Origin of the sequence: Propioniciclava sp. (assembly GCF_036744435.1) — a bacterium.
GTDB lineage: Bacteria > Actinomycetota > Actinomycetes > Propionibacteriales > Propionibacteriaceae > Propioniciclava.
Genome location: NZ_DAIOIA010000094.1, coordinates 1 through 12,034 on the forward strand (window position 1 = coordinate 1; position 12,034 = coordinate 12,034).

At 69.0% G+C, this 12,034-nt stretch carries 14 protein-coding genes and 1 pseudogene; 10 read left to right on the plus strand and 5 right to left on the minus strand.

Features of this window, described 5'->3' with window-relative positions:
* Window positions 1-246 (plus strand): hypothetical protein (locus V7E09_RS11465; protein ID WP_324523414.1); only part of this gene is annotated, 246 nt, incomplete at its 5' end.
* A 12-nt stretch (window positions 247-258) separates the two neighbouring features.
* Here V7E09_RS11465 and sucB read toward each other — a convergent pair.
* Together sucB and V7E09_RS11475 are read right to left on the minus strand one after the other, a co-directional pair.
* The gene (sucB, locus tag V7E09_RS11470; RefSeq protein WP_324523415.1) at window positions 259-1,968 is read right to left on the minus strand and encodes a 2-oxoglutarate dehydrogenase, E2 component, dihydrolipoamide succinyltransferase; all 1,710 of its coding nucleotides are present in this window, start codon (window positions 1,966-1,968) and stop codon (window positions 259-261) included.
* 95 nt (window positions 1,969-2,063) lie between these two features.
* Window positions 2,064-3,563, minus strand: coding sequence for a leucyl aminopeptidase (locus V7E09_RS11475; protein ID WP_324511019.1), 1,500 nt, complete (start codon window positions 3,561-3,563; stop codon window positions 2,064-2,066).
* A 120-nt stretch (window positions 3,564-3,683) separates the two neighbouring features.
* Here V7E09_RS11475 and gcvT point away from each other — a divergent pair, with 120 nt between their 5' ends.
* Window positions 3,684-4,781: a glycine cleavage system aminomethyltransferase GcvT gene (gcvT, locus tag V7E09_RS11480; protein ID WP_324511018.1), complete on the plus strand. Its 1,098-nt coding sequence runs from the start codon at window positions 3,684-3,686 to the stop codon at window positions 4,779-4,781.
* Window positions 4,781-5,095 (plus strand): hypothetical protein, encoded by a 315-nt coding sequence (locus tag V7E09_RS11485; RefSeq protein ID WP_324511017.1) that lies wholly within the window; start codon window positions 4,781-4,783, stop codon window positions 5,093-5,095. Before gcvT ends, V7E09_RS11485 begins: the two co-directional genes overlap by 1 nt.
* On the opposite strand, the gene V7E09_RS11490 is transcribed toward V7E09_RS11485, so the two are convergent.
* Together V7E09_RS11490 and V7E09_RS11495 are read right to left on the minus strand one after the other, a co-directional pair.
* Entirely contained in the window at window positions 5,040-5,240 is a 201-nt protein-coding gene (locus V7E09_RS11490) for a hypothetical protein (protein WP_324511016.1), read from the minus strand. The two genes, V7E09_RS11485 and V7E09_RS11490, sit on opposite strands and share 56 nt — an antisense overlap.
* Complete coding sequence (locus V7E09_RS11495) at window positions 5,240-5,791, minus strand: DUF3043 domain-containing protein (protein ID WP_324511015.1); 552 nt, start codon at window positions 5,789-5,791, stop codon at window positions 5,240-5,242. The genes V7E09_RS11490 and V7E09_RS11495 overlap by 1 nt, the downstream gene beginning before the upstream one ends.
* Before the next feature lie 144 nt (window positions 5,792-5,935).
* On the opposite strand from V7E09_RS11495, the gene V7E09_RS11500 reads away from it, so the two are divergent.
* The 7 genes from V7E09_RS11500 to V7E09_RS11530 all read left to right on the plus strand — a co-directional run bounded on the left by V7E09_RS11500 (window position 5,936) and on the right by V7E09_RS11530 (window position 11,659).
* Window positions 5,936-6,766 carry a PspA/IM30 family protein gene (locus V7E09_RS11500; RefSeq protein WP_324511014.1) on the plus strand — a complete coding sequence of 277 codons (831 nt, stop codon included), beginning with the start codon at window positions 5,936-5,938 and terminating at the stop codon, window positions 6,764-6,766.
* A 4-nt stretch (window positions 6,767-6,770) separates the two neighbouring features.
* The gene (pspAA, locus tag V7E09_RS11505) at window positions 6,771-7,058 is read left to right on the plus strand and encodes a PspA-associated protein PspAA (protein ID WP_324511013.1); all 288 of its coding nucleotides are present in this window, start codon (window positions 6,771-6,773) and stop codon (window positions 7,056-7,058) included.
* 77 nt (window positions 7,059-7,135) lie between these two features.
* The gene (locus V7E09_RS11510; protein ID WP_324511012.1) at window positions 7,136-8,044 is read left to right on the plus strand and encodes a glycerate kinase; all 909 of its coding nucleotides are present in this window, start codon (window positions 7,136-7,138) and stop codon (window positions 8,042-8,044) included.
* Between the two features lie 117 nt (window positions 8,045-8,161).
* Complete coding sequence (locus V7E09_RS11515) at window positions 8,162-8,518, plus strand: HesB/IscA family protein (RefSeq protein WP_324511011.1); 357 nt, start codon at window positions 8,162-8,164, stop codon at window positions 8,516-8,518.
* Window positions 8,519-8,692: 174 nt separating this feature from the next.
* On the plus strand, window positions 8,693-9,538 hold the full coding sequence (ctaC, locus tag V7E09_RS11520; protein ID WP_442956881.1) for an aa3-type cytochrome oxidase subunit II: 846 nt from the start codon (window positions 8,693-8,695) through the stop codon (window positions 9,536-9,538).
* 4 nt (window positions 9,539-9,542) lie between these two features.
* Window positions 9,543-11,252 (plus strand): aa3-type cytochrome oxidase subunit I, encoded by a 1,710-nt coding sequence (gene ctaD, locus V7E09_RS11525; protein ID WP_324523416.1) that lies wholly within the window; start codon window positions 9,543-9,545, stop codon window positions 11,250-11,252.
* Window positions 11,249-11,659, plus strand: a complete 411-nt coding sequence (locus tag V7E09_RS11530; protein WP_324511009.1) for a cytochrome c oxidase subunit 4 — start codon at window positions 11,249-11,251, stop codon at window positions 11,657-11,659. Before ctaD ends, V7E09_RS11530 begins: the two co-directional genes overlap by 4 nt.
* A gap of 188 nt (window positions 11,660-11,847) precedes the next feature.
* Here the strand turns inward: V7E09_RS11530 and V7E09_RS11535 are convergent.
* Window positions 11,848-12,034: pseudogene (locus tag V7E09_RS11535) on the minus strand (GuaB1 family IMP dehydrogenase-related protein); the annotation flags it as partial.

Consider the following 12,034-nt stretch of genomic DNA (forward strand, 5'->3'; position numbering starts at 1 on the left):
GCTGAGCCCGAGATCGCTGCCGTCATAGCCCAGGTAGGTGAACGTGAATCCCTCGTGCTGTCCTTGGGGTGCCACACCGCCATGCTACGCATCCGGGCGGCCGGGCGTGCGCTGTGGCCGAGTGTCGGTCCCGTGCCTGGCGTGGCGGTCGGCCGAGCGGGGGAGGGCTGGGGTCGGGCAGGCATCTTCGGGGCGCAGGGCCGTGAACGGCAGCGTGCCCGCCCCCTCGCGGGGACGGGCACGTAGCCGTGGCGTGGATCAGAGGCCGAACTCGGCCCCGAAGTCCGCCTCTTCGAGGCGTGCCTTCACGAACGACAGGAACCGGGCCGCGACCGCGCCGTCGATGAGACGATGGTCGTAGGTGACGGACAGGTACATCATGTCGCGCACCGCGATGACCTCACCCAGCGTCGGATCCTTGATGACCATGGGCCGCTTCACGAGCGCCCCGGTGCCAAGGATGGCCGACTGCGGCTGGTTGATGATCGGGGTGTCGAACAGGGTCCCGGCCGAGCCGTAGTTCGTGATCGTGAACGTACCGCCGGTCAGTTCATCCGGGGTGACCTTGTTCGCCCGCGTGCGGGCGGCCAGATCGCCGATCTTCTTGGCCAGTCCGGTGACGTTGAGATCGCCCGCGTCCTTGATGACGGGGACCAGGAGGCCGCGGTCGGTGTCCACCGCGATGCCGAGATGCTCGGCGGCCGGGTAGGTGATCGTGCCGGCCGTGGTGTCGATCTCGGCGTTGACCACCGGGAACTGCTTGAGTCCCTCGACCGCGGCCAGGGAGATGAACGGCAGGTAGGACAGCGACGCGCCTTCGCGAGCCTTGAACGCATCCTTCACCTTGGCGCGCAGCTTGGTGATGTTGGTGACATCGACCTCGACCGTCGCGGTGAGCTGCGCGGCCGTCTGCAGGGACTCGGTCATGCGCTTCGCGATGACCGCACGCAGACGGTTGAGCTTCTCGGTGGTGCCCCGCTTGGCGGACGGCTCCGCCGTGGCGGTCTTGGCGACGGGCGCGGCAGCCTTCGGGGCTGCAGGTGCCGGGGCGGTCGCGACCGGTGCCGGGGCCTCGGCGGCGTCCAGGACGTCCTGCTTGCGGATGCGTCCGCCCACCCCGGTGCCGGTGACCGAAGCCAGATCGACGCCGTTCTGTTGGGCGAGCTTGCGAACCAACGGCGTCACGTAGCCGGCGTCGGGGGCGTCGCTGGCGCGGCGCGGCGCGGCGGCAGGAGCGGGGGTCGCGGAGACCGGAGCCGCTGCGGGGGCAGGCGCCGCCGCAGCGACGGGGGCGGGCGCCGCCGGGGCAGGTGCTGCCGGAGCGGGTGCTGCCGGGACGGGTGCTGCCTGGGGTACGGCTGCGGGTGCGGCGGTGTTGGGGTCACCGATGATGGCGAGGACGGCGCCGACTTCGGCGGTCTCGTCTTCGGGGACGCGGATTTCGAGGACGGTGCCGGCTGCCGGGGAGGGGACCTCGGTGTCCACCTTGTCGGTGGAGACCTCGACGATGGGTTCGTCGATCTCGACGGTGTCGCCGACGGCCTTGAGCCAGCGGGAGATGGTGCCTTCGGTGACGGATTCGCCGAGGGCGGGGAGGGTGACCTCGGTGCCTGCTGCGGGAGCCTGCGCTGAGGGAGCGGGCGCTGCCGGAGCAGGTGCAGCCGGAGCAGGTGCAGTCGGCGCCGCTGCGGGGGCGGGGGCGGCCTGTTGCGGTGCAGCGGCGGCCTCGCTGGGATCGCCGATCACTGCCAGGGTGGCCCCGACTTCAGCGGTCTCGTCCTCCGGGACGACGATCTCGAGAATGGTGCCGGCGACCGGGGAGGGGACCTCGGTGTCGACCTTGTCGGTGGAGACCTCCACGATGGGCTCGTCGACCTCGACGGTGTCGCCGACTTGCTTCAGCCATCGGGAGACAGTGCCTTCGGTGACGCTTTCACCCAGTGCTGGGAGGGGGACATTGGTCGGCATGCTCGCGGGCTCCTTCTTCGATGACTGGCCGTTTCCGCTGCCCACACTAGCCCTCCGGCAAAGCTTTCACACTCTCGGTCGGGCCGGGGGAAGTGTCAGGAGCGCTCCGCCTCAGCCAGCCTCCTGGCCAGCGCGACCAGAGTCCGGACGCCGCTACCGGTGCCGCCCTTGGCCACGTAGTCGTAGGCCGTCCCGGCGTTCCAGGACGGTCCGGCGATGTCGAGGTGGGCCCATCGGTCGCCGTCACGGACGAACTCCTGGAGGAAGGCGGCTGCGGTGAGCGCGCCGCCGTACCGGCTGGTCCCCGACGACACCAGATCGGCGACCTCGCTGCGGAGGTTCTGCCGGATGTGCTCAGGAATGGGGAGTTGCCAGAAATCCTCGCCGGATGCCTCCGCGGCATCCAGTACCACGTCGGCGGTCTCGTCGTCGGAGGCCATCAGCCCGGCGACCCGGTCGCCCAGGGCGACGATGCACGCGCCGGTCAGCGTGGCGATGTCCACGGTGAGGTCGGGGTCGTCCTCGCCCGCGCGCACCAAGGCGTCGGCCATCACGAGACGTCCCTCGGCGTCGCTGTTCGCGTTCTCGACGGTCGTGCCGCCGTACATGGTGAGCACGTCAGAGGGGCGGTAGGCGGCGCCGGAAGGCATGTTTTCGGCCATGGCGGCGTAGGCCGTCACCCGGATCTTGAGCTTGAGTTCGGCGATGGCGGCGATGGCGGCGATCACCGCGGCGGCTCCGGCCATGTCCGTCTTCATCGTGATCATGCCGTCGGACGGCTTGAGGTTCAGCCCGCCGGTGTCGAAGGTGATGCCCTTGCCGACCAGCGCCACGTGCGTGCGGGCGCCGCGGGGTGCATAGGTGATCCGCACGAGCCGTGGCGGCCGGGCCGACCCGCCGCCGACGGCCAGGATGCCGCCGTAGCCGCCCCGCGCGAGTGCCTTCTCGTCGAGGACCTCGACCTCCAGCTTGGCGGCCTTGGCCACCGAACGGGCCTCCTCGGCGAAGGTCTCGGGATACAGCACGTTGGCGGGCGTGTTCACCCAATCCCGGGCGCGGACGACAGCCCTGGCCACGATCGCGGCTCGATCCACCTGGGCGGCTGCGTCACGGGCGGGGGAGATCACCACGAGCGCGGCGATCGCCGGCGCGATGACGGTCGTACCGGCCTTCACGTACGCGTAGCTGCCGAGCAAAGCACCCTCGGCCACGCCTCGGATCACCTCGGGTTCGACAGCGTCGAAGCTCACGGCCACCCGCAGCCCCACCCCGGTGGCTGCGGCAGCGCGCACACCCGACCCGGCCGCGCGGCGCACCTGCTCGGGGGTGACGTCCACGCCACCCAGTCCGGTGACGACGACCAGCGGCGCGCCTGGCAGGGTCACCGTCGCTCCCACCTTGGTCGAGGCGCCCACTTGCTGAGCGGCGGCGAGCAGCGAGGTCGACTGCCGCTTGGCCCACGCCTTCTCCAGTTCGTCGCCGACGCCGACCAGGACGGGTCCGCCCGATGCCTCGGCTAGGCCGACCACCAGGGCGTCGGCGTCCTTGGGCAGTGCGGTTGCGGCGGTGATCGCGGGCAGCGAAGCGTTCGTCACGGGTGTGTGTCCCTCCGGTCGTGGCTCAGTTCGCCAGCCTACCCACGTGATGCGTCCGTGGGGAGCCGGAGACCCGGCTGGGGAAGCGGCGAGAGGGGTGCGCTGAGGTAGGTTGAGCGCATGGTCGAGCTCATGAGGTCGCCCCTGCACGCGCGCCACGAAGCCCTGGGGGCGAAGTTCGCCGAGTTCAGTGGCTGGTCGATGCCGCTGCAATACACCTCAGTGGTCGCCGAGCACACCGCCGTCCGGACGGCCGCAGGCCTCTTCGACGTCAGTCACCTCGGCAATGCGCGGGTGTCCGGCCCCGGGGCTCGTTCCTTTCTCAACTCCTGCTTGACCAACGACCTGGACCGGATCGGCCCCGGCCAGGCGCAGTACACCCTGTGCTGCGCTGACGATGGCGGGGTGGTGGACGACCTGATCCAGTACCTCGTGTCCGACGAGGACGTCCTCCTCATTCCCAATGCAGCCAATACGGCCACCGTGGTGGGGCTGCTCCAGGAGGCCGCGCCCGCCGGGGTCGTGGTGACCAACGAGCACCTGCAGCACGCCATCCTGGCCGTGCAGGGTCCGGCGTCCGACGCGGTCTTGGAAGCGCTCGGGGTGCCACCGTCCCTGGAGTACATGCACTTCCGCCCCGCCCAGATCGCGGGCGTCACCGTGTCCCTGTGCCGCACCGGCTACACCGGGGAGCTGGGCTACGAGGTCGTCTGCGCGTGGTCCGATGCGGTCACCGTGTGGGACGCGCTGCTGAGCGCGGGTCAGCCGCTCGGGATGCTGCCCGCCGGGCTCGGGGCGCGAGACACGCTGCGCACCGAGATGGGGTACGCGCTCCATGGGCACGAACTCAGCGCCGAGATCACCCCGGTGATGGCCGGGCTCGGGTGGGCCGTGGGCTGGGACAAGCCGACGTTCTGGGGTGCCGAGGCGCTGAAGCGGCAACGCGCCGCGGGGCCAAGCCGCCGATCACGGGCCATCAAAGCCGTCGGCCGCGGCATCCCCCGACCGGGCATGGACTGCGTCGGCGACGATGGTGCGGTCGTCGGCACGGTGACCTCGGGAACCTTCAGCCCCACGCTGCAGACCGGCATCGGGCTGGCGCTGCTCGAGCCCGGGTATGCGCCCGGTGCAGACGTCGGGGTCCAGGTGCGTGCCCGCGTCGAGCCGTTCACGGTGGAGAAGGCGCCCCTGGTCCATCCGCATGTGAAGGCGCAGTGATGCGGCGCGTCTGGGCACACGCCGCGTTGGCGATCGTGGGAGCGGCCGCCGTGATCTGGGCGCTCACGCTGGGCGCCAACCCCACCATCACCTGCCGTGATGTCGTCATGGCGCCCGGTGACGTCTGCGTCAACGCACAGGGCACCCGCCAGCAGACGTACGCCGAACGGGTCGACGCGGCGCAGCAGGCTCGCCCGGTGATCGTGGGCGTGGGTCTCCTCGTCGCCGGCTTCGGGGCGGTGCTGGGGGTGGCGGAGCTCAGGCGTGCAGGCTCATCGGGCCGTACACCACCTGCCCATCCCGCAGCAGGCTGACCTCGTCGAGCCCGGCGTCCTCCAAGACGTCGTAGTTCTCCGTCAGCCACGCCTCGGCGTCCGCCTGGGCGGGGAACTCCTGCTCCAGCCCGGTCGCCGCCGCCACGGCGTCATCGGCCTGCGGGGACGACCAGGTCCAGGCCATCAGAAGGACTCGCCGCGCTTGATCACGGGCGGAGGCTGGCGCCACCGGCGAAACGACATCTGCCGGTTGAACCCGTACATCATCAGCCCGCGCAGGGGCGCGCCCGGGATGCGCTGGGCTGCCAGAGTCTTGAACCGGCGCCACACCAGGAAGGCATCGAGGATGATGACGGCGATGAAGGCCCACGTGAGGTATAGCAGCCACTGGATGTACGGCGTCAGCTGAGGAATGAAGGCCAGCGCCATCACCCCCAGCAGCACCGGCATGGCGATTTCGGCGGGGTTGAAGCGCGAGTCGATGAGGTTTCTCATCAGGACTCGACCCTCCTGCTCCTCCTGGCGTGCCATGTCTCGCTGCCGGGTGGCGTAGTTGGCCTCACGGTCGCGCCGCCGAGCCTCCTTGGGGGACAGGCTGGGGTGGACGCGCTGGCGGCGCGCGGCTTCGGCGTCGCGCCGCGACGGCGTCGGCACATTCTTCTTGGCTTGCGGGTCGCGGGGCGCGGCGACCGGCTCCGGCGCGGGGGCCGGCTCCGACTTCTTGAACAGGGCCACGTGGGATCAGGTCCTTCTGGTGCGATGGCGAACTCGGCTCAGTCTAGATCAGGGGAAGGCCGGGGGCGGACGCCATCGCCAGGAGCCGCCCTCCGGCTAGGCTGTGACCGCTGCACGCCCCACGGAAGGACCCGAAGGAAGACCATGGCCGGCTTGTTCGAACGACTCAGGATCATCTTCAACGCCAAGGCCGACAAGGCCCTGGACAAGTGGGAGGATCCCCGCGAGACCCTCGACTACTCCTACCAGCGCCAGCTCGAACTGCTGCAGAAGGTGCGTCGCGGCGTCGCCGACGTGGCGACCAGCCGCAAGCGCGTGGAGCTTCAGGCCAACCAGCTCGACTCCGAAATGAAGAAGCTGGCACTGTCGGCGCAGCGCGCGCTCGAGGTGAACCGGGAGGACCTGGCCCGTGAGGCGCTGACCCGCAAGTCCGGGCTGCAAGGGCAACTCGACGACCTCATGCAGCAGCACGCGCAGTTGCAGGGCGAAGAGGAGAAGCTGGTGCGGGCCAGCACCCGGCTGCAGGCCAAGGTGGACGCGTTCCGCACCCGCAAGGAGACGATCAAGGCCACGTATTCGGCGGCCGAGGCGCAGACCCGCATCAACGAGGCGTTCACCGGCATCAGCGAGGAGATGGGCGACGTCGGCCTGGCGATTCAGCGCGCCGAGGACAAGACCGCGCAGATGCAGGCTCGCGCCGGCGCCATCGACGAACTGCTCGCCTCCGGTGCGCTGGACGACCCCACCAACACGTACAAGGACGACATCACCCGCGAGCTCGATTCGCTCGCCTCCTCGTCCCAGGTCGAGAACGAGCTGGCCGCTTTGAAGGCGTCTTTGGGGGCGCTCCCGTCCGGGTCGGCGCCTGCGGCTGCCCCGCAGCTGCCGGCGGGCGCTCAGGCCCCGGTGGATGCGACCGTCACCGAGGTCGAGACGAACGGCGGGGCCTCCCCGGCTCCCGGATCTCAGGGTTGACGCCATGATCGTCCGCATCCTGGGCGAAGGGCAGTACCGCCTCGACGACGCCGAGTTGGAGATCATCAACGCGCTGGACGACGATGTCGAGGCCGCGCTGGCCGAGGGTGATCCGGCCTGGGTGCAGCGGGCCATGACCCGTCTGCTCGCCGAGGTTCGCGAGCAGGGCACCCCGCTCGACGACGACCTCCTCATCGACTCCGACGTCATCTTGCCCGAGGCGGACACGCCACCCGAGCAGTTGCGCGACTGGGTCGGCGACACCGACGGTGCCGGGGGGTTGCTTCCCTAGTGCGCCTACTGATCTGCACCGATCGCCTCGGGGCCCTCGCGTCATCGGACGCGGGGGCCGCGTTGGGTCGTGCGTTCGTGGCCGTGAGGCCCGGCGTCGAGGTCGCGGTGGTTCCCCTGGCTGCGGGTGGCGACGACCTGCGTCAGGCGCTGGCCGAACTCGGGGACGACGCCGTCGTGGTGACCGGTCCTGCGGCCGACGCTCCCGAGCCCGGCATCGACACGCAGTCGTCGACGCTGGCGCTGGGACGCGACCTCGCCGCGGTCCTGGCCGACGGTCCTCGGCGCGTCGTGGTCGACCTCACGTCGGTGCGCACTCACGACGGCGGAGCGGGGCTGCTGGCTGCGCTCGGTGCCCGGGCGGACGTCCCGCTGGACGCCGGAGTCGGCGGTTTGTCGGGGCTCACCCATGTCGACCTCGACACGGCCCGCGAGGCGGTGGGCGCGACCGAGCTCGTCGCCGCGATCCACCCCGAACAGTTGGGCGACATGCTGCTGGGGCTACGGGGACTCACCGCGCGCCGCGGGCACGCCACGGGCGCGGATCCAGCACTCATGCTTGCCACGGACGCCTCCTTGGGGGCGCTCGCGGGTGCGCTGGGAGTTCAGGACGGCCCCGGCATGGGGGCGGCGGGAGGCGCCCTGGTCGCGTTGACCGCTCTGGGTGCCTGGTTCACCAGCGGGCCCGCGTTGTGCGCCCAGGTCGCCCACCTCGAGCAGACCGCCGCCGCGGCCGATGTCGTGGTCACCGGCGCCGATCACCTCGATTTCGTGCGACGCGGCGGTCCCGTGGTGGGGGAGGTCATCTCGCTGGCCGAGCGGACCTTGCGACCCTGTGTGGTGGTCGCGCGAACCGTGGAGGTCTCGTCTCGGGAGTTGCGGACCTTCGGGGCGGAGATCGCGTATGCGCTGGGCGGCGGACCGCTGCTCGACGCCGCCGAGCTGACCGCGCGGGCGGCGGGAATGGCCGGAAGCTGGACGTGGTGACGATGGTCACACTTCGCCCTGCCGCACAGGTGACCTAGACTGGCGGCAAGCAGCGTTGCCGCTTGGGTTCCTCTCCGCAGGTGCCCGCGGTCCCACAAGCACGAAGGAAGCACCCACATGAGCGTTGATCAGCAGCCGGAGGTTCAGGCCGACGGCATCATCCTGACCGAGGTCGCGGCCCGCAAGGTGTCCGATCTGGCCGCCAGCGAGGGCGAAGACGGCCTCTCGCTGCGCATCTCCGTTGCCCCCGGCGGCTGCTCGGGGCTGCGCTACCAGCTCGCCCTCGATGATCGCGAACTCGACGGCGACGTCGAGAAGGAGTGGTACGGCGTCAAGGTCGTCACCGACCGCATGAGCGCCCCCTACCTCCTCGGCGCGACGATCGATTTCGTCGACACCATCCAGCAGCAGGGCTTCACCATCGACAATCCCAACGCGGGCGGCTCCTGCGCTTGTGGTGACAGCTTCCACTGATCGAGCACCCTCGTGACCCAGGTCACGATCGGGACACAGTGTCCCCGACGCGGGCATCCGGTCGCCTCCCAGGAGGCGACCGGATGCCCGTTTGGGTTAGTGTGCCTACGTGCATCGACAGCTCGGCCGACCGTGTTTGCGCGGAACGGCTGACGATCAAGGGAAGGGTGTGACGTGGCTCTGATTCGAACCCGTCCGGCTCGCCGGGCCGTCGCCACTGTGGCCGCCGTCGGTAGCGCACTGGCGCTGAGCGGCTGCTCCCAGGCGACCGTGGAGCAGTGGACGCGATGGGGCCTTCCGGAGGCCGCCAGCGACCGTGCACCCTTCATCGGCAACCTCTGGAGCGGCGCCTGGATCGCATCGATGATCATCGGCGTCCTGGTCTGGGGGCTGATCGGGTACGCGATCATCCGGTTCCGTCGGCGCAGCCACGACGAGACGCCGAAGCAGACGCAGTACCACCTCCCGATGGAGATCCTGTACACGCTGGTGCCGTTCCTCATCATCGGCGTCCTGTTCTTCTTCACGGTGCAGGCGCAGAACGGCGTGCTCGCCAAGACCGAGTCGCAGAACCCCCACCAGATCGATGTCATCGGCCAGAAATGGTCGTGGACCTTCAACTACCGCGAAGCGGACAACCCTGCGATCGGCAGCGATGCCCACACGGTCGGCACCATCGAGACGATCCCGACCCTGTATCTGCCGCTGAACAAGCCCGTCCGGTTCAACTTGCAGTCGGCCGATGTGATCCACTCGTTCTGGGTGCCGGACTTCTACTTCAAGCTGGACGTCATCCCGGGCCACCCGAACAGCTTCGACGTCACCCCGACCAAACAGGGTGAGTTCCTGGGCAAGTGTGCCGAGTTGTGTGGCACCTACCACGCCCAGATGGTCTTCAACGTGAAGGTCCTCCCCGAGGCCGAGTACAACGCGGTGATCAAGGAGCTGGTGGCCTCCGGTCAGACCGGCGACCTGGTCGCCCCGTCCTTCCCCACCACCGGACCGAAGAAGGAGGGCTGAGGCCATGACTACCGCCGCACGGGTCGAGTCCAGCGTCGCGGTCGCCCAGCCGTCGCGTCGGCTGGGCAAGGGCGCATTGGTGTGGTCCTGGATGACCACCACCGACCACAAGGTGATCGCGAAGCTGTATGTGTGGACCGCCTTGGCGTTCTTCGCCTTCGGCGGTCTGCTGGCGCTCGCCATCCGCGCCGAACTGGCGTTCCCGGGTCTGCAGTACCTCAGCTACGAGACCTTCAACCAGTTCTTCACGATGCACGGCACGATCATGCTGCTGATGTTCGCGACGCCGATGTTCGCCGCCTTCGCGAACGCGTTGATGCCGATCCAGATCGGGGCCCCCGACGTCGCCTTCCCGCGCCTGAACATGTTCAGCTACTGGCTGTACCTGTTCGGCTCGCTCGTTGCGTGTGCGGGCTTCCTGAGCCCGGACGGCGCCGCTTCCTTCGGCTGGTTCGCCTACGTCCCGCTGTCGGATGCGATCAACAGCCCCGGAGCCGGTGGCAACCTGTGGCTGGTCGGCCTGTACATGCTGGGCCTGAGCTCGATCCTGGGCGCGGTGAACTTCATCACCACCATCGTGACGATGCGTGCGCCCGGTATGACCATGTTCCGCATGTCGATGTTCACCTGGAACATCCTGGTCACCTCGATCCTGATCCTGGTCGTGTTCCCCGTGCTGGCCGCCGGCCTGCTGGTGCTGCTGAGCGACCGCGTCCTGGGCACCCACATCCTTGACGCCGCAACGGGCGGTGCCATTTTGTGGCAGCACCTGTTCTGGTTCTTCGGCCACCCCGAGGTGTACGTCTTGGCGCTGCCGTTCTTCGGCATCGTGACCGAGATCATCCCGGTGTTCAGCCGCAAGCCGGTGTTCGGCTACATCGGCCTGGTCGCCGCCACGCTCTCGATCGGCGCCTTGTCGATCTCGGTGTGGGCCCACCACATGTTCGTGACGGGCGCGGTGAACCTGCCGTTCTTCTCCTTCATGACGTTCATGATTGCCGTCCCCACGGGCGTGAAGTTCTTCAACTGGATCGGCACGATGTGGAACGGCTCGATCCGCATGGAGAGCCCCATGCTCTTCGCGGTCGGATTCCTCACCACCTTCTTGTTCGGTGGCCTGACCGGCGTCATCCTGGCCTCCCCGCCGCTGGACTTCCAGGTGTCTGACACCTACTTCGTGGTCGCCCACTTCCATTACGTCCTGTTCGGCACCGTCGTGTTCTCGATGTTCGCCGGGTTCTACTTCTGGTGGCCGAAGTGGTACGGCTACAAGCTGGATGAGAAACTCGCCGTGCTTCACTTCTGGCTGATCTTCCTCGGATTCCACCTGACGTTCCTCGTGCAGCACTGGCTGGGTGTGGAAGGTATGCAGCGCCGGATCGCGGACTACCTGCCACAGGAGGGGTTCACACTGCTGAATCAGGTCTCCACCGTGGGGGCGTTCCTGTTGGGCATCTCGATGCTTCCGTTCATCTGGAATGTCTACAAGAGCCACAAGTCCGCGCCCCGCGTCACCGTGGATGACCCGTGGGGCTGGGGCCGTTCCCTGGAATGGGCGACCTCCTGCCCGCCGCCGCGGCACAACTTCACCTCGCTGCCGCGGATCCGCAGTGAGGCTCCCGCCTTCGACCTGCACTACCCGGAGATTTCTGGGCGCCGTGGCGTCGAGCAGCCCGAGTCCAAGCCCGCTCTCGAGGAGGAGGCGAACCGATGAAGACCGAAGCGAAGATCTTCCTCTTCTTGATCGCGTTCTTTGTGGTGGTCACCCCGGCCTACGCGGTGATCACCTGGCAGATGGGCCACTTCGAGGTCATCGGTACCACCGTGCTGGCCCTGACCTTGCTGTTCTGCCTGATGGTGTGGGGTCTGCTCATCGTCACGGGCCGGACAGTCGGGATGCGCCCAGAAGACCGCAAGGACGGCGAGATCGTCGAGAACGCGGGTGCCCTGGGCTTCTTCCCGCCCAGCAGCATCGTCCCGTTCTGGTCGACCGTCGCCATCACGGCGATGCTCCTGGGCGCCGTCTACGGATGGTGGATCAGCCTGCTCGGCGTCGGCCTCGGCATCTGGGCCGCCTGCGGCTGGGCCTACGAGTTCTACACGGGCGACTACAAGCACTGAGCCCGGACAACGCGGCCCCGGAACCAGCATGGTTCCGGGGCCGCGTTGTCGTGCGCGTAGCGCGGGCGCCGGCGTCCATGGCGCGGTTGGGTCGGGTTGCCCCTCGGTGCCGTCGTTGGAGCCCTGTCCGCCCGGACATCAGGAGGTGCCCTGGCCGCCAGAGCCTCAGGAGGTGCGGACGGCCCCGACTACCAGCTGACGTGGAGCGGGCGGCCTTCCTCGTAGCCGGAGCGTGACTGCACGCCCACCGTGGCCCGCGCGTGAAAGTCAGCAAGCGTCCGGGCGCCCGCGTACGTGCACGAGGAGCGGACTCCGGAGGTGATGAAGTCCATGAGGTCCTCGACGCCGGGCCGCGCGGGGTCGAGGTACATGCGC